Genomic DNA, 14,830 nt, shown 5'->3' with positions numbered 1-14,830 from the left:
CAAGATGCAGGGACTTTTTTTCGAAGAAGGTGACGGCGTCCACCTGGTGTTGCGCTTTGCCGTGGTGATCCTCGGCTTCTGGACCGCATGGCGTACCGGCAAGGCCGTCGCCGAAGGCTGGGGCGGTCTGGCGACCGTTGTGATCTATACGCTACTCCTGGGCATTGTGATGCGTTTCCTACATTACGCGCTGTTCCAAGGGCCGTTCATCAGCGGCTTCTATTATATCATCGACGTGGTGCTTCTGCTGGTCTTTTCGATCGCCGGATTTCGTATTCGACGGACGCGTCAGATGGTGCAGAACTACTATTGGCTCTACGAGCCGACCTCGGCTTTTTCTTGGAAGAAGAAAGATTGACAGGCGGACCGATCTGTTCTCAGATTGCTGCTGGTCAATCCTAAATGGAACCTGGAGTGGAACAATTTCCGGCATGATCGTGGTGGGTATCGCGCCGGCATATCAACCCAACCCGCTTAAAAAAACTGGGAGTAAATCAATGAAGAAGTCTCTTCTTTCCGCTGTTGCGCTGACCGCCATGGTCGCTTTCAGCGGCAGCGCATGGGCCGATATCATCGTCGGCGTCGCTGGCCCGCTCACCGGCCCGAATGCAGCCTTCGGCGCCCAGCTTCAGAAGGGTGCCGAACAGGCAGCCGCTGACATCAACGCTGCCGGCGGCATCAACGGCGAAAAGATCAAGATCGTCCTCGGCGACGACGTATCCGACGCCAAGCAGGGCGTCTCGGTCGCCAACAAGTTCGCGTCCGACGGCGTCAAGTTCGTCGTCGGTCACTTCAACTCGGGCGTTTCCATCCCGGCTTCGGAAGTCTATGCCGAAAACGGCATCGTCCAGGTAACCCCGGCTTCGACCAACCCGAAGTTCACCGATCGTAACCTGTGGAACACCTTCCGCACCTGCGGTCGTGACGACCAGCAGGGCGGCGTTGCCGGCAAGTACATTGCCGACAACTTCAAGAGCGGCAAGGTCGCCGTCGTTCACGACAAGACCCCGTACGGTCAGGGTCTCGCCGACGAAACCAAGAAGGCCATGAATGCAGCCGGCGTCAAGGAAGTGCTCTACGAAGGCGTTACCCCGGGCGACAAGGACTACTCGGCTCTGATCGCAAAGATGAAGCAGGCTGGCGTCACGCTCGTCTACTGGGGCGGTCTGCATACCGAAGCCGGTCTGATCATGCGCCAGATGAAGGATCAGGGCATCAAGGCTCCGATGATGTCGGGCGACGGTATCGTTTCGAACGAACTCGCTTCGATCGCCGGTGACGCCGTTGACGGCACGCTGATGACGTTTGCTCCGGATCCGCGCAAGAACCCGGCTGCGAAGGAACTCGTAGAGAAATTCCGCAAGGCCGGTTTCGAGCCGGAAGCCTACACGCTCTACTCCTATGCTGCCCTGCAGATCATCGCGCAGGCTGCCAACAAGGCGAAGTCCACGGACGGCCAGAAGGTTGCCGAAACCATGAAGTCCTCCGGCCCGTGGAAGACCGCGATCGGTGACATCGGCTTCGACAAGAAGGGTGACATCACCCGCCCGGACTACGTCATGTACAAGTGGGGCAAGGGCTCCGACGGCAAGTACACCTACAACGAAATGTAATCCGTGCGGGGCGAGCCCCGTATCGGATGATCTTTCAGGGAAGCCCGGCAGAGCCGGGCTTCTTTTCGTCTCGGGTGGTCATTGGCAATGTACACGGCGGCCACAGCCGGCTGCGGCGGACCTGTCGCGATCTCGCACCAGCGGCGGCCTACCGCAGAGGCCCGGTTGTTCCTGGCCTGGACTTGCCCTCACCAGCGTCATGCCCGTGGCCGGCTGGAAGACGATCCATCGCGCCAGATCTTCGCCGAGGCAGCAGTCGGTCAGCGCAATGCCTTCGGTCTGAAGGAACTGCCTGGCGAAGGCGGAATTGAGCGAACCCGGATCGGTGGCTCCCCATTTCCGGGAGCGACCGCCGTAGAGCTTCGCCTGAAGCCGCCAGCGCATGGCTCCAAGATTGCACAGAGCCTCTACGAGAGTGCGCATCGCGACGTCGCCATAACGTTGCTGACGGCCCGAATTCTCGACCTCGCCTCCGGTCGGCAGGATGAAATGGTTCATTCCTCCCACAGCTGCCACGGGATCGTAGATGCAGGCCGAGACGCAGGAACCAAGAACGGTCATGAATACGGTGTCCGGGTTTGCGGAGACCGCACACTGGCCGCCAATGACATGGATGGGATGATAGCCTGCCTCGGTCATCTGCCTCTCTTTTTATAATTATCTAAATTAGACTATATCGAAGAATATGAAGGTGGCGGGCACACCCAAAGGACTAAGAATGAATGGCGATAAATATGGATGAGTGTCTTTTTTCCAAGTCCATATGCTTGGCGGGGTAGGTCGGATCCGTCGAACAGGGCGCATCGGGCGGTGCTATCCTGGATAAGGAAAGTGTGGCGACCGCTCCACTTTTGGTCGTGGCCTAAGGTATTCGCCGCTCCTCACGATCCGCTGAATTGTTGCGTCGGTTAGGCCGACCGTTCCTCGCCATGCAGGACGTGGGCGGCCTTGACGGCGGCAGATGCGCGATTTTCGACGCCGAGCTTCACGTAGATCTGCTCCAGATGCTTGTTCACCGTGCGGGCGGAGAGGCCGAGGATATCGCCGATGTCCCGGTTCGACTTGCCCTTGGCGATCCACAGGAGGACCTCGGATTCGCGCTGGGTGAGCGGAAAATGCTGGCGCAGCACCTCGTCGTCGGGGCGCTTGCTGACGGCTGCGGTCAGGCGGAAGAGGTATTCGTCGGCGCCGATCGCCCCGAGAAAGGAGAGCTGCAGGCTAGCCTGGCCACTCTCCTTCAGGGAGAAGGCAGCATCGCGGGCAAAACCCGGCTTGTCGCGCTCGGCCATCCAGGCGGCGATGCGGCGGGAGACGATATCAAGTCCGTCGTCGCTGTTGGTGGCGGCGTTGATCAGTCGGGTCGCCTGCGGTGTAGACCAATGGACGCCGCCATTGCCCTTGACGGCGAGCAGGTGCCGACCGGCGGCATCGAGCGCCACGCGGGCGCTTTGGGCCGAGCGAGCATTGGAGAGATGGACGCGGATGCGGGCGCGCAGTTCATCGATGTTGATCGGCTTTGTCAGATAATCGACGCCACCGGAATCGAGCGCATTGACCACATGCTCCGTTTCGGTGAGCCCGGTCATGAAGATCACCGGCACCTGCGCCACGACGGCATTGGTCTTCAGCCTGCGGCAGGTCTCGAAACCATCCATGCCGGGCATGACCGCATCCAGCAGGATGAGGTCGGGCGTGATGCGCTCGACAATGTTGAGCGCCGCCTGGCCAGATGTAGCGATCAGCACCGAAAAGCCTGATCCTTCAAGCGTTTCGGTCAGGAAGCCGAGCGCCTCCGGGCTGTCATCCACCAGAAGGACAATGTCGCGCGGCAAGGGGGCCTCAGCCATCGATCGTCCTCTCTGTGTCCAGCCGAGTCAGGAATTGCATGTAACCGGCGATATCGAAGGCTTTAACATAGGCGCCAAGCTCGTCGGTGAAGGCGCGGTTCGTCTCGTCCTGGGCAAGATCGGCAAGCTTTGCCTCGATACCGCGCACGTAGCCGATTTCGCCGAGCCGCAAAAGATCCTGAACGTCAGCCATCCCCGGACTTTTGATCGTCGGCCTGGGGTCGACAGGGGCGGGCAGCGCCGTTTCGTTTTCGTAAACCCAGACAAGGCCGAGATGGACGGCGAGCTTGTCGGCGAGGCGCCGGATGTCGACCGGCTTGGCGATCGCGTCGTTATGGCCATCTGTACCGGCATTTGCGCCCGATCCGTCGCCGATATTGGCGGAGAGCATTACGATCGGCGCGGTCTGACCCATCTCGCGCAGCTTCTCGACCAGTTGCCAGCCGCTCATGCCGGGCATGGAGATATCGACCAGGAAGAGGTCGGGTGTGGCGCCCTCGATCAGTGTCAGGCAGTCCGGGCCGCTATTGGCGGTGAGCACCACGAAATCCATCGGTACCAGCACTTCGCGCATCAGGTCACGATGGTCCTCGTTGTCGTCGACGATGACGATCGTGCGGCGTGGACCGGTATAGGAGACGATCTTCTTTTCCGGCGCCGGTGCGGTGTTTGGCCTCTCTATGGCCGAGAGCATCAGCCGCACCTTGAAGATCGAACCTTCGCCCCTGGTGCTGGCAACCGCGATCTCGCCACCCAGCGTATTGGTCAGGAGCTGCGTGATGGTGAGGCCGAGCCCAAGGCCAGGCATCGGGCGAATGCTCTCCGCCTCGCCACGCTGAAACGGCTCGTAGATGCGGGCAAGGTCCTTCTCGGCTATGCCGCGGCCGGTGTCCGTCACGGTGAAGGTCGCAACCTGGCTGCGGTAGGCGACGTCGAAACGGACCTTGCCCTCGTCGGTGAACTTGATGGCATTCGAGAGCAGGTTGACGAGGATCTGGCGCAGCCGCTTTTCATCGGTCCGGACATATTGGGGAAGCGACCGGGCGCGCTCGTGTTCGAAGACCAATCCTTTCGCCTGGGCCTGCAGCCCGAACATTTCGACGATCTGGTCGAGAAAATCCTGGATATTGATCTCGTTGGAATAGACCTGCAGGCGCCCCGCCTCGATCTTGGAAATATCGAGGAGGCCGTCGATCAGACCGGACAGATGGTCGGCGGAGCGTTTGATGACCTTGATTGCCGACTGGCGCGGGGCAGGGATCGTCTCGTCGCGCTCGAGAATCTGCGCGTAACCGAGCACGGCGTTGAGCGGCGTGCGTAGTTCGTGGCTGAGACCCACGACATAGCGGCTCTTGGCGCGGTTGGCGGCTTCGGCGGTTTCTTTAGCGTCCTGCAGGGCGGCGTCGGTTTTCTTGTGGGCGGCGATTTCCTTCAGCAGCAGCGTGTTCTGGCGGGAGGATTCCTCTTCCGCCACGACCCGGCTGTCATGGGCGAGCACATAGAACCACGACACGATACCGGCGATGATGGCGAAGACAAAAAAGACGATGAAGACCGTGCCATATATGACATCCGCGTTGGCCGGTGTCGCCTGTCCGACCTGATAGGCGATCATTGCGAGGATGGCGCCGATCAACGAGATGGCGAGCACCGTCGTCGTTGCGTAGCGGCCGAGGCGGGTGGTCAGGCGGCTGATGACGGTTTCCGGCAAGAAGGAGCGGGCGACGGTGCCGACCTGGGTGTTCAGCCGCGCGTGCGGTTTGCACATATCGTGGCAGCGGCTGTCCAGCGAACAGCAGAGCGAGCAGATGGGCGCCGCATAGGCCGGGCACCAGGCCATGTCCTCGTGCTCGAACGGGTGTTCGCAGATGGAGCAGGTGATCGAGCCGAGGCTTTTCCAGCTCTGGCGCGGCTTGCGGGCGAGATAGAATTTGCTCTTGGTGGCGAAGGCGATGGCCGGCGAGATGAGGAAGGCGATCAGGGTGACGTAGGTGGCGAGCGAGGCCATCAGCGGCCCGAACAGGCCGAAATGCGCTGCGAGCGCCACCGCCGCCGAGCCGAACATCGAGCCGAGGCCGACAGGGTTGATGTCGTAGAGATGGGCGCGCTTGAACTCGATGCCTTCGGGCGAGAGGCCAAGCGGCTTGTTGATGAAGAGATCGGCCGAAATCGTGCAGAGCCAGGCCATGGCGATGATCGAGAAGATGCCGAGCGTCGCTTCCAGCAGCCGGTAGATGCCGAGTTCCATCAGGAGAAGGGCGATCACCACGTTGAAGACCAACCAGACGACGCGGCCCGGGTGGCTGTGGGTGAGGCGCGAGAAGAAGTTCGACCAGGCGAGCGAACCGGCATAGGCGTTCATCACGTTGATCTTGAGCTGCGAGACGACCACGAAGGCGGCCATCAGCAGAAGCGCCGCCGTCTCGTTCGGGATCATGTAGCCGAAGGCGGCAAGATACATATGCGCGGGATCGGCGGCCTCCCGCACCGGCGTGCCGGTTGCAAGCGTCAGCACGGCGAGGAACGAGCCGGCCAGGAGTTTCGGCACACCGACCACGACCCAGCCGGGGCCGGCGAGGAAGACCGCCAGCCGGTGCCGCCACTTGCGCATTCCTTCCGCCGGCAGGAAGCGCAGGAAATCCACCTGTTCGCCGATCTGCGGCATCAGGGCCAGGATGACGGCGGAAGCGGCACCGAACTCCACGAGATCGAACGGAGCGGGACCTGCGATCTGCGCATTGGAATGCCCGACGCCGGCAAAGGCCCGCCAGAGATCGAATTTCTCCCAGTCGAGAAAGGCGATGAACACGAAAGGCAGGATGTTCAGCACGATCCAGAAGGGCTGGGTGACGAGCTGAAAGCGGGAGATGAGCTGCACGCCATAGATGACGAGCGGAATTACCACCGCGGCACTGATGATGTAACCGATCCAAGGCGGAATGCCGAAGGCAAGCTCCAGCGCGCCGGTCATGATCGAGGCTTCGATCGCGAACAGCATGAAGGTGAAGCTTGCATAGATCAGCGAGGTGATGGTCGAGCCGATGTAACCGAAGCTCGCCCCGCGGGTGAGAAGGTCGATATCGACTCCGTGGCGGATCGCGTAACGGCTGATCGGCAGGCCGATGACCAGCATGGCGACGGCGGCCGCACAGATGGCGAAGAAGGCGTTGGTCGTGCCGTATGAGAGGGTGATCGTGCCGCCGATCGCCTCCAGCGCCAGGAAGGAGATGGCGCCGATCGCCGTATGGGAGATGCGGCTCGACGAAAACCGGCGGGCACTCTTCGCCGTGAATCGGAGCGCATAGTCTTCCAGCGTCTGGTTGGCGACCCAACGATTGTATTCACGCCGAACGGGAATGATGCGTTGCCGCGCTGCCATGCCTAATTTTCAGCACCTTGAGAGGAAAGACTGTCGATTGGGCACTTTCGACTGTGGCGGCAGGTTTTGCAAGCGAAGGATGATGCGGTGCGGTAAATCCCCACCGCATCATTGACGATCGGGTCACACCGTGGCGCGCGTGGGGGTAACGACGATCTCGTTGGTATCCACGTCGTCCGGCTGGTCGATGACATGCAGGATGGCACGGCCGATGGCATCCGGCTTCAGGGCGATGCTGCGGAAGTCCTTCATCATGTCGGCGGCGGCCTGATCGGTGATCGTTCCGGCAAGCTCGGATTCGACGACGCCCGGATAGACGCAAGTGACGCGGATCTTGTCGTTTTCCTGCCGCAGGCCGTCGGAGATCGCCCGCACGGCAAATTTCGTGGCGCTGTAGACGGCCGAGGTCGGGTAGACCTTGAAGCCGCCGATCGACGAGACGTTGATGATCTGGCCGAAACCCTGGCCGTTCATGATCGGCAGCACGGCGGCGACGCCATAAAGCACGCCGCGGATGTTGACGTCGATCATCCGGTCCCATTCCTCGACCTTCAGCGAGGCCATGGGGGAAAGCGGCATCAGGCCGGCATTGTTGACGATGACGTCGATGCGGCCGAATTCCGCCATCGCCGCATCGGCGAAGTTCTGAAAGTCCTGCCGGTCGGTGACGTCGAGACCGCGGACGAGAACCGTGGCGCCCAGGGCGCGCAGTTCGTCGGCCAGCGCTTCGAGCCGGTCGGTGCGGCGGGCACCGAGCACGACCTTGGCGTCGGCCGCCGCCAGCACGCGGGCAGTTCCTTCGCCGATGCCGCTGCTTGCACCGGTGATCAGCACGACTTTTTCGGTAATATCGGTCATCTGTTTTTCCTCTGATCGGGGAGCGGCGGAATGTCGCCGCGAGCAGAGGGGTTATGAAACATCCGGCGGCGCAGCCGGTATCAAGCTCGTCCGGACTTCTTGCCCGATCGTCCGAGACTTCCGTCGAAATGCCTGTCACAGAATTGTCATATGGCAGGTGCTGCAATCAGGCCACGGCTTGCGGCAATGATTGTTCCAGGGCTTGCAACTCGATTATCGACAACCATGTCAGGGGTGCAATTATAAAACCTTCCGGATCCAATCAACCTTTATTCCTCATGTGGCTCCCGTGAAACCATCCTCCCCCAGCGTTCCAGAACCTCAACAAGATTTCGGCACCAGCGGCATCGCGCCGATGGATCGTCCGAGCTCGATAACCCGCTTCTTCATGGGCATCGTTGCCTGGGCCGAGCGGCTGAACTTCAGATATGCCAAACTCGGCAACCCGCCGGTCTATGACAACGCGACATTCCCGTGGGCGGCAGAAATCGAGAAGGCGGCACCGGCCATCCGTGCCGAACTCGACCACATCCTGCTCCGCAAGGACGAATTGCCGACCTTCCAGGACATTTCCACCGACGTGAAGACGATCTCCACCGACAACGGGTGGAAAACCTTCTTCCTGCTCGGCTTCGGCGTGAGGTCGGAGCAGAACATCAAGGCCTGCCCGGACACCTGGAAGGCGATGCAGAAAATCCCCGGCCTCACGACCGTCATGTTCTCGATCTTCGAACCGGGAAAGCACCTGCCTGCCCATCGTGGCCCCTATAACGGCGTCCTGCGCCTGCATCTGGGCCTCATCGTTCCGGAACCGCGCGACAAGCTGGCAATCCGCGTCAAGGATCAGGTCTGCCACTGGGAAGAGGGCAAGGTGCTGATTTTCGACGATGCCTACGAACACGAGGCCTGGAACCACACGGACAAGACCCGCGTGGTGCTGTTCGTCGATTTCGTCAAGCCGCTGAAATTCCCGGCGCGGCTAGTGAACTGGCTGCTGATGAATATGGCGATCTTCACGCCATTCATCAGGGAGGGTCTGGATAACCACAAGGAGTGGGAGAAGAAATTCTACGCCCAGGCGGAAGCCTGGCGGAACCGGCCGGGCACCAGCGGGTAGTCGGGTTTCGCGGACCGGCCGATGGCTGCACTTCGCTCGTCATTCGAAATCCTCCTCCTGCGAGGCCGCGTTCGGTTTATCTGAGCAGCGGCCAAAGGGAGGCGACGAGGAGCAGACCCATGGCGATGTTGAACCATTTGAGTCGAACCGGATCGGAGAGGAAGTTTCTGAGCGCTGCCCCGAAGCCTGCCCAGACTGCGACGCTCGGCAGGTTGATGGCGGCTGTCACGCCGGTGATCAACAGCACGGAAACGAAAGGGTTTTCGGTGCTGGCATAAGCTGCCATGGCGGTCAGAGCCGCAATCCAGGCTTTCGGGTTGACCCATTGGAAAGCGGCCGATTCCAGCAATGTGAGGGGCCGCGCGGAGGTCGATTCGCCGCTTGGAACAGCTCGGGACATCGCAATCCGCCAGGCGAGGTAGAGAAGATAGGCGGAGCCGGCGATCTTCATCGCCAGGCCGATCGGCGGATAGGCGGTGATCAGCGCGCCCAGTCCGAAGCCGACTGCCAGCAACACCGAAGACAATCCGACGGTGATGCCAAGGATTTGCGGCATCGTGCGCCGGAAACCGAAATTGGTGCCCGAGGCAAGCAGCATGAAGTTGCTCGGCCCCGGCGACACCGAGCCGACCAGCGAAAAGAGCGCGATGGCAAGAATGGTCTCATAGGTCATGGCAATAGCTCCCCACGCGGGGAGTTTGCCTTCCCCCAGCGTTCAAAGATCGAAATGTGGATCAGGTCAGAGATGGCGGACGCTCAGCTTTCCGCCCCATTTGCCATTCAGATAGTCGCAGACGAGCCTGCGGTGGCAATGGTGCGGTTTGTCTTCCGAGCAGAGCAGGCAGGAGCCGTCGAAAGCCTCCGGCTTCAAGTGACTTTCCACCTGACGTTCCGCCATCAGGTTCATGAAATCATTCTGGAAAACGCTCCAGTCACCCTTGTCCTTCTTGAAGGCGGCCATGATTTCCTCGGTCGGCGCCAGCAGCGGCTCATGCAGGTAGCCGGCGCCACAGATCGTCTTCAGGAAGAAGGCGAGGTCGTCGGATTTGGCGAAGCCGGCAAGCTGCGACGTGTTGTGGAGGCGGACATCCATGACGCGTTTCACGCTTGCGGCCTTGATGCGGCCGAAGAAATCCTCAGCCGTCGTCTTGGTGAAGCCGATCGTCGTGACGTCCATGGTCATTGCCCGTTTCCTCTTTCGATATGCCATCATGGCGCAGGCCCTGCTCGTCTGCTACTGTCAATATTGACATTCTTGATAGGGATATTGCCATGAAGCTGCAGGTTCTGGCGCTCGACGGCGTGTTTGATACGGGCCTCTCCACGATCCTCGACGTATTCACGACGGCGAACGAGCTCAACGTCATGCTGTCGCTCGGCATGCCGCCCTTCGAAGTTTCGGTGGCCGGCACCCGTGAACGCGTGCAGACTTCTCAGGGTTTCGCGGTGCCGCTTTCCGGCATTTTCGATCCGCGGGGCAGTGATTGGCTGATAATTCCGGGCATCGGCTACAAGATGCCGGAATTGCTGGTGCCGGCGCTGGACCGGTCGGATATTCGCGACGCAAAGCTGGCAATCCGGGCGGCGAAAGGCGCCGGCATGAACATCGCGGCCGCCTGTATCGGCACATTCGTGCTGGCGGAGAGCGGTATGCTCGACGGTGAGAAGGCTACGACCACCTGGTGGCTTGCGCCGCTCTTCCGCCAGCGTTATCCCAAGGTGCGGCTGGAGGACGGCAACATGCTGGTGCGATCCGGTTCGCTGGTAACGGCGGGTGCCGCGCTCGGCCATATGGACATGGCGCTCTGGCTGGTGCGGCAGGTGAGCCCCGAACTTGCGAGCCTCGTCGCACGCTACCTGATCGTCGACAGCCGGCCGGCCCAGTCGGCTTACGTCCTTACCGATCACCTCGCGCATGCGGATCCCATGGTGGAGCGTTTCGAGCGGTGGGCGCGCAGCCGCCTCTCGGAGGGCTTTTCGCTCGACGAGGCGGCGGAGGCGGTGGCTGTCAGCAAGCGCACGCTGGCGCGACGCCTGCAGCAAGTGCTCGGCAAGACGCCGCTTTCCTTTTTCCAGGATCTGCGCGTCGAGCGGGCCGTGCATCTATTGAAGACCAGCGACAAAAGCCCGGACGAGATCGCCGCGCTGGTCGGTTACGCCGATGGCGCGACGCTTCGTGCATTGCTGAGGCAGAAGCTTGGCCGTGGTGTGCGCGAAGTCAGGACGGGAAACGGATCAGACCTCCCGCCGCTTGAGCAGATAATCCAGACCGCCGACACGGAACCAGCGATAGGCATAGGCATCGAGCATTAGGCAATGCCTGCCTTTATCATCCGCCTCGCTGTTGCCGTCCTCGGCGATGTCGATCAGTGTCTTGCCCTGTTCGCCGAGACCGACCGAGAATTCGACCTCGACCGGGGTCGAATGCAGGTTATGGACGACGAGGATGGAGTTGTTGCGCCAGTCGTAACGCAGCACAAGTACGCCTTTGTCGCTGGTTTCGATCGGAGTGCATTCACCCCAGCCGATTTCGGGGGCTTCCTTGCGCATGCGGATCAAGCGTTCCGTCCAGTTCAGCATGGAATTCGGATCCCGCCGCTGATCCGCGACGTTGAGATGTTCGAAACCGAACGGGCCGCCGCTGATGACGGGCAGGACGGGCTTGTCGTTCTTGGTGAAGCCGCCATGCGGCTCCGTCGACCATTGCATCGGCGTGCGGGTGCAGTTGCGCTCTGGCAGCGACAGGTCGTCGCCCATGCCGATCTCGTCTCCGTAACGCAGGACAGGCGTGCCGGGCAGCGAGAACATCAGGCTGTAGGCGAGTTCCAGCCTGCGACGATCTCCGTTGAGCATCGGCGCCAGCCGCCGCCGGATACCCCGGTCGTAGAGCTGCATGGCCTTCTCCGGGCCGAATTCGGAAAACACTTTCTGGCGCTGCTTTTCGGTTAGCCGGCCGAGATCAAGTTCGTCGTGGTTGCGCAGGAAAAGTCCCCATTGGGCGGTGGCCGGGCGCTCATAGGTGTCGATGATCGCCTTTGCGAGCGGTCGCGCGTCGGCCGAGGCCAGCGCGTAGAACAGCGCCTGATTGACATGGAAGTTGAACATCATCTGCATGCGATCGCCGTCCTCGCCGAAGTATTGGAAATTTTCCTTCGGCACCACGTTGGCTTCCGCAAGGATGATGGAATCGGCGAGCCGCCACTGCAGGAATTCGCGAAAGCTGCGCAGCATCTCGAATCGCGGCTTGGGTTTCGTCACCTCGGCGCCCTTCTCGGCGATCACGAACGGCACCGCATCCATGCGAAAACCGGAAACACCGAGCTGGATCCAGAAACCCATGATCTTCAGGATTTCCGCCTGAACATGTGGGTTGGCGGTATTGAGGTCCGGCTGGAACATGTAGAAGCGGTGGAAATAATATCGTTTCGCTTTCTTGTCATAGGTCCAGGTGGATTTCTGGACACCCGGAAACACCATGCCCTGGTCGGCATTGGCCGGTTTCTCGTCCGACCAGACATACCAGTCGCGGTAGAAGGAATCGGGATCGCTACGTGCCTCTTGGAACCAGGGATGTTCGTCGGACGTGTGATTGACGACAAGGTCGATCAGCACGCGGATGCCGCGCTGCTTGGCGCCATGGGTGAATTCGATGAAATCGCCGAGCGTGCCGTAACGGGGATCGACGTTGTAGTAATCGGAGACGTCATAACCATCGTCTCGGCCAGGCGAGGTTTGGAAAGGCATCAGCCAGATCGCGTTGACGCCGAGCCCGGCGAGATAATCAAGCCTGCGTCCCAGCCCCTGGAAATCGCCGATACCGTCGCCATTGGCATCCATGAAAGTCTCGACCGACAGGCAATAGATGACGGCGTTCTTATACCAGAGATCGTTGATCACGGGGCAGGCTCCTCGGACAGGTGATGGTTCCCGCGGAGCCAAGTGCTGAGGGGCAAAAATGTTCCCGCCGAGCGGTGGCCGAGGGGATATTACGCGGCTCGGTCCTCGCGCACCGGTTGCCAGATGGAGATATCGCGCGGGCTTTCAAGCAGGTCCGGCAATGCTTCATGCCAAGCCTCGCGATAAGGGCGCTTCAACTGAACTTCCAGCACGTCCGCATGATCCTCCCATGTCTCATAGAGCATCATATGGTTCTTATTTCCCGGATCGGCATGCAGGACCGCATTGCGGAACATCGGCTCGTGCCGCATGGCATCCAGCACACCTTCGAGAAGTGTCATGAAGCGGTCGCGCTGGCGAGGACGGATATGGAAGCGGATGACATAGGTGACGGGCATGGCCGATCCTTTCGTTTGCTTGTCAGTCATTAGTCCTGCCCGACCGTGAGATCGATTACGTCACGGGTAATCGCCGAACGAACCTTCCCCCTTCTCCCCCTCGCATACGTCATTTTGCGTATGTGGTTTTGCGATGCAGCAACCGATAGTCGCTCCAGCAACGGTTAAGGTCTTCGTTGCGGAACGAACGAGAAGAGGGGTTCGAACCAATGAATTTCAAGATGAAACTCGGTGGCGCATTGCTTGCCGCCGCATTGTCGACGACGGCGTTCCAGGGCGCCTTCGCCGCTGACGACACGATCAAGATCGGTGTGCTCCACTCGCTTTCCGGCACCATGGCGATCTCCGAGACGACGCTCAAGGACGTCATGCTGATGCTCGTCGCCGAGCAGAACAAGAAGGGCGGCGTGCTCGGCAAGAAGCTCGAAGCCGTCGTCGTCGACCCGGCCTCCGACTGGCCGCTGTTTGCCGAAAAGGCTCGCCAGCTGATTTCGCAGGACAAGGTCGCCGCCGTCTTCGGCTGCTGGACTTCATCGTCGCGAAAGTCGGTCCTGCCGGTCTTCGAAGAGCTGAACTCGATCCTGTTCTACCCGGTCCAGTACGAGGGTGAGGAATCCTCGCGCAACATCTTCTACACGGGTGCCGCTCCGAACCAGCAGGCCATCCCTGCCGTCGACTATCTGGCGAAGGAAGAGGGCGTGAAGCGGTGGGTTCTCGCCGGGACCGACTATGTCTATCCGCAGACGACCAACAAGATCCTCAAGGCCTACCTGATGTCGAAGGGCGTTCCCGAATCCGACATCATGATCAACTATACGCCTTTCGGTCATTCCGACTGGCAGACGATCGTCTCCGACATCAAAAAGTTTGGCTCGGCCGGCAAGAAGACCGCCGTCGTCTCCACCATCAACGGTGACGCCAACGTGCCGTTCTACAAGGAACTCGGCAACCAGGGCATCAAGGCTGAAGACATCCCGGTCGTCGCCTTCTCGGTCGGCGAAGAAGAGCTCGCCGGTCTCGACACCAAGCCGCTGGTCGGGCATCTGGCCGCCTGGAACTATTTCCAGTCCGTCGATGCCGAGGTCAATGCCGATTTCATCAAGGAATGGAAGGCCTTCACCAAGAACGACAAGCGCGTCACCAACGACCCGATGGAAGCCGCCTATATCGGCTTCAACGCCTGGGTAAAGGCCGTCGAAGCTGCCGGCACCACCAATACCGATGCCGTGCTGGACTCGATCATCGGCGTCTCCGTTCCGAACCTGTCGGGCGGCACGTCCACCGTCATGCCGAACCACCACATCACCAAGCCGGTGCTGATCGGTGAAATCCAGGCCGACGGTCAGTTCGACATCGTCCAGGAAACCGCTCCGGTCGTCGGCGACGAGTGGTCAGACTACTTGCCGGACAGCAAGAATCTGATCTCCGATTGGCGCAAGCCGATGTCTTGCGGCAACTTCAACGTCGCTTCCGGCAAGTGCGGCGGCAAGGGCAGCTGATTGGGTTAACTCCGCTGGGAGGGGGTATTCTACCCCCTCACCAACAAAATCTACGACTTAGCTAAAGCTAAGATCGTGATTTTGTAACCTCTCCCGCAAGGGAAGAGGTAGGCCGCGGCAGTGCCGCATCCCTATCTCTCCCCTTGCGGGAGAGAAAGCGATTTCAAAATCTTAGTGCAGCTAAGTTTTAGAAATCGCAAGTGAGGGGATCCGCAACGGGCA

Annotated in this window: 13 protein-coding genes; 5 read left to right on the top strand and 8 right to left on the bottom strand. The window is 60.6% G+C overall.

Annotated elements, in window-relative coordinates; genetic code table 11:
• Window positions 1–4: 4 nt before the first annotated feature.
• Together DMO26_RS08895 and DMO26_RS08890 are read left to right on the top strand one after the other, a co-directional pair.
• The gene (locus DMO26_RS08895) at window positions 5–358 is read left to right on the top strand and encodes a DUF6867 family protein (RefSeq protein WP_117191708.1); all 354 of its coding nucleotides are present in this window, start codon (window positions 5–7) and stop codon (window positions 356–358) included.
• A gap of 139 nt (window positions 359–497) precedes the next feature.
• Window positions 498–1,613, top strand: coding sequence for a branched-chain amino acid ABC transporter substrate-binding protein (locus DMO26_RS08890; RefSeq protein WP_117191707.1), 1,116 nt, complete (start codon window positions 498–500; stop codon window positions 1,611–1,613).
• Between the two features lie 78 nt (window positions 1,614–1,691).
• On the opposite strand, the gene DMO26_RS08885 is transcribed toward DMO26_RS08890, so the two are convergent.
• The 4 genes from DMO26_RS08885 to DMO26_RS08870 form a co-directional block, all read right to left on the bottom strand.
• On the bottom strand, window positions 1,692–2,252 hold the full coding sequence (locus DMO26_RS08885) for a chemotaxis protein CheD (RefSeq protein ID WP_117191706.1): 561 nt from the start codon (window positions 2,250–2,252) through the stop codon (window positions 1,692–1,694).
• Window positions 2,253–2,521: 269 nt separating this feature from the next.
• Entirely contained in the window at window positions 2,522–3,460 is a 939-nt protein-coding gene (locus DMO26_RS08880; protein ID WP_117191705.1) for a response regulator, read from the bottom strand.
• Window positions 3,453–6,839 carry a hybrid sensor histidine kinase/response regulator gene (locus DMO26_RS08875; protein WP_117191704.1) on the bottom strand — a complete coding sequence of 1,129 codons (3,387 nt, stop codon included), beginning with the start codon at window positions 6,837–6,839 and terminating at the stop codon, window positions 3,453–3,455. The genes DMO26_RS08880 and DMO26_RS08875 overlap by 8 nt, the downstream gene beginning before the upstream one ends.
• A gap of 123 nt (window positions 6,840–6,962) precedes the next feature.
• Complete coding sequence (locus DMO26_RS08870; RefSeq protein ID WP_117191703.1) at window positions 6,963–7,697, bottom strand: SDR family oxidoreductase; 735 nt, start codon at window positions 7,695–7,697, stop codon at window positions 6,963–6,965.
• 355 nt (window positions 7,698–8,052) lie between these two features.
• Between DMO26_RS08870 and DMO26_RS08865 the strand changes: the two genes are divergently transcribed.
• Window positions 8,053–8,814 (top strand): aspartyl/asparaginyl beta-hydroxylase domain-containing protein, encoded by a 762-nt coding sequence (locus DMO26_RS08865; RefSeq protein ID WP_117191702.1) that lies wholly within the window; start codon window positions 8,053–8,055, stop codon window positions 8,812–8,814.
• A gap of 76 nt (window positions 8,815–8,890) precedes the next feature.
• Here the strand turns inward: DMO26_RS08865 and DMO26_RS08860 are convergent, their stop codons facing one another.
• Window positions 8,891–9,487: a LysE family translocator gene (locus tag DMO26_RS08860; protein ID WP_117191701.1), complete on the bottom strand. Its 597-nt coding sequence runs from the start codon at window positions 9,485–9,487 to the stop codon at window positions 8,891–8,893.
• Window positions 9,488–9,553: 66 nt separating this feature from the next.
• A complete protein-coding gene (locus DMO26_RS08855; RefSeq protein ID WP_450088444.1) occupies window positions 9,554–9,997 on the bottom strand; it encodes a DUF488 domain-containing protein in 444 nt (147 codons plus the stop codon).
• A gap of 89 nt (window positions 9,998–10,086) precedes the next feature.
• Here DMO26_RS08855 and DMO26_RS08850 point away from each other — a divergent pair, with 89 nt between their 5' ends.
• On the top strand, window positions 10,087–11,127 hold the full coding sequence (locus DMO26_RS08850) for a GlxA family transcriptional regulator (protein WP_117191700.1): 1,041 nt from the start codon (window positions 10,087–10,089) through the stop codon (window positions 11,125–11,127).
• On the opposite strand, the gene DMO26_RS08845 is transcribed toward DMO26_RS08850, so the two are convergent.
• Both DMO26_RS08845 and DMO26_RS08840 read right to left on the bottom strand, forming a co-directional pair.
• Window positions 11,050–12,711 carry an alpha-amylase family protein gene (locus DMO26_RS08845; RefSeq protein WP_117191699.1) on the bottom strand — a complete coding sequence of 554 codons (1,662 nt, stop codon included), beginning with the start codon at window positions 12,709–12,711 and terminating at the stop codon, window positions 11,050–11,052. The two genes, DMO26_RS08850 and DMO26_RS08845, sit on opposite strands and share 78 nt — an antisense overlap.
• 89 nt (window positions 12,712–12,800) lie before the next feature.
• Window positions 12,801–13,139, bottom strand: a complete 339-nt coding sequence (locus tag DMO26_RS08840) for a putative quinol monooxygenase (protein ID WP_404947027.1) — start codon at window positions 13,137–13,139, stop codon at window positions 12,801–12,803.
• Between the two features lie 179 nt (window positions 13,140–13,318).
• Between DMO26_RS08840 and urtA the strand changes: the two genes are divergently transcribed.
• A complete protein-coding gene (urtA, locus tag DMO26_RS08835) occupies window positions 13,319–14,608 on the top strand; it encodes an urea ABC transporter substrate-binding protein (protein ID WP_117191697.1) in 1,290 nt (429 codons plus the stop codon).
• Window positions 14,609–14,830: the final 222 nt, after the last annotated feature.

This window comes from Rhizobium terrae, assembly GCF_003425685.1.
Classification (GTDB): Bacteria; Pseudomonadota; Alphaproteobacteria; order Rhizobiales; family Rhizobiaceae; genus Neorhizobium; species Neorhizobium terrae.
This window is presented reverse-complemented; position numbering and strand designations above follow the sequence as displayed.

What these genes read in the sequence shown, in the direction of transcription:
- DMO26_RS08895 (WP_117191708.1), top strand. Translation starts at nt 5, where the DNA reads ATGCAGGGACTTTTTTTCGAAGAAGGTGACGGCGTCCACCTGGTGTTG.
- DMO26_RS08890 (WP_117191707.1), top strand. Translation starts at nt 498, where the DNA reads ATGAAGAAGTCTCTTCTTTCCGCTGTTGCGCTGACCGCCATGGTCGCT.
- DMO26_RS08885 (WP_117191706.1), bottom strand. Translation starts at nt 2,252, where the DNA reads ATGACCGAGGCAGGCTATCATCCCATCCATGTCATTGGCGGCCAGTGT.
- DMO26_RS08880 (WP_117191705.1), bottom strand. Translation starts at nt 3,460, where the DNA reads ATGGCTGAGGCCCCCTTGCCGCGCGACATTGTCCTTCTGGTGGATGAC.
- DMO26_RS08875 (WP_117191704.1), bottom strand. Translation starts at nt 6,839, where the DNA reads ATGGCAGCGCGGCAACGCATCATTCCCGTTCGGCGTGAATACAATCGT.
- DMO26_RS08870 (WP_117191703.1), bottom strand. Translation starts at nt 7,697, where the DNA reads ATGACCGATATTACCGAAAAAGTCGTGCTGATCACCGGTGCAAGCAGC.
- DMO26_RS08865 (WP_117191702.1), top strand. Translation starts at nt 8,053, where the DNA reads ATGGATCGTCCGAGCTCGATAACCCGCTTCTTCATGGGCATCGTTGCC.
- DMO26_RS08860 (WP_117191701.1), bottom strand. Translation starts at nt 9,487, where the DNA reads ATGACCTATGAGACCATTCTTGCCATCGCGCTCTTTTCGCTGGTCGGC.
- DMO26_RS08855 (WP_450088444.1), bottom strand. Translation starts at nt 9,997, where the DNA reads ATGACCATGGACGTCACGACGATCGGCTTCACCAAGACGACGGCTGAG.
- DMO26_RS08850 (WP_117191700.1), top strand. Translation starts at nt 10,087, where the DNA reads ATGAAGCTGCAGGTTCTGGCGCTCGACGGCGTGTTTGATACGGGCCTC.
- DMO26_RS08840 (WP_404947027.1), bottom strand. Translation starts at nt 13,139, where the DNA reads ATGACTGACAAGCAAACGAAAGGATCGGCCATGCCCGTCACCTATGTC.
- urtA (WP_117191697.1), top strand. Translation starts at nt 13,319, where the DNA reads ATGAATTTCAAGATGAAACTCGGTGGCGCATTGCTTGCCGCCGCATTG.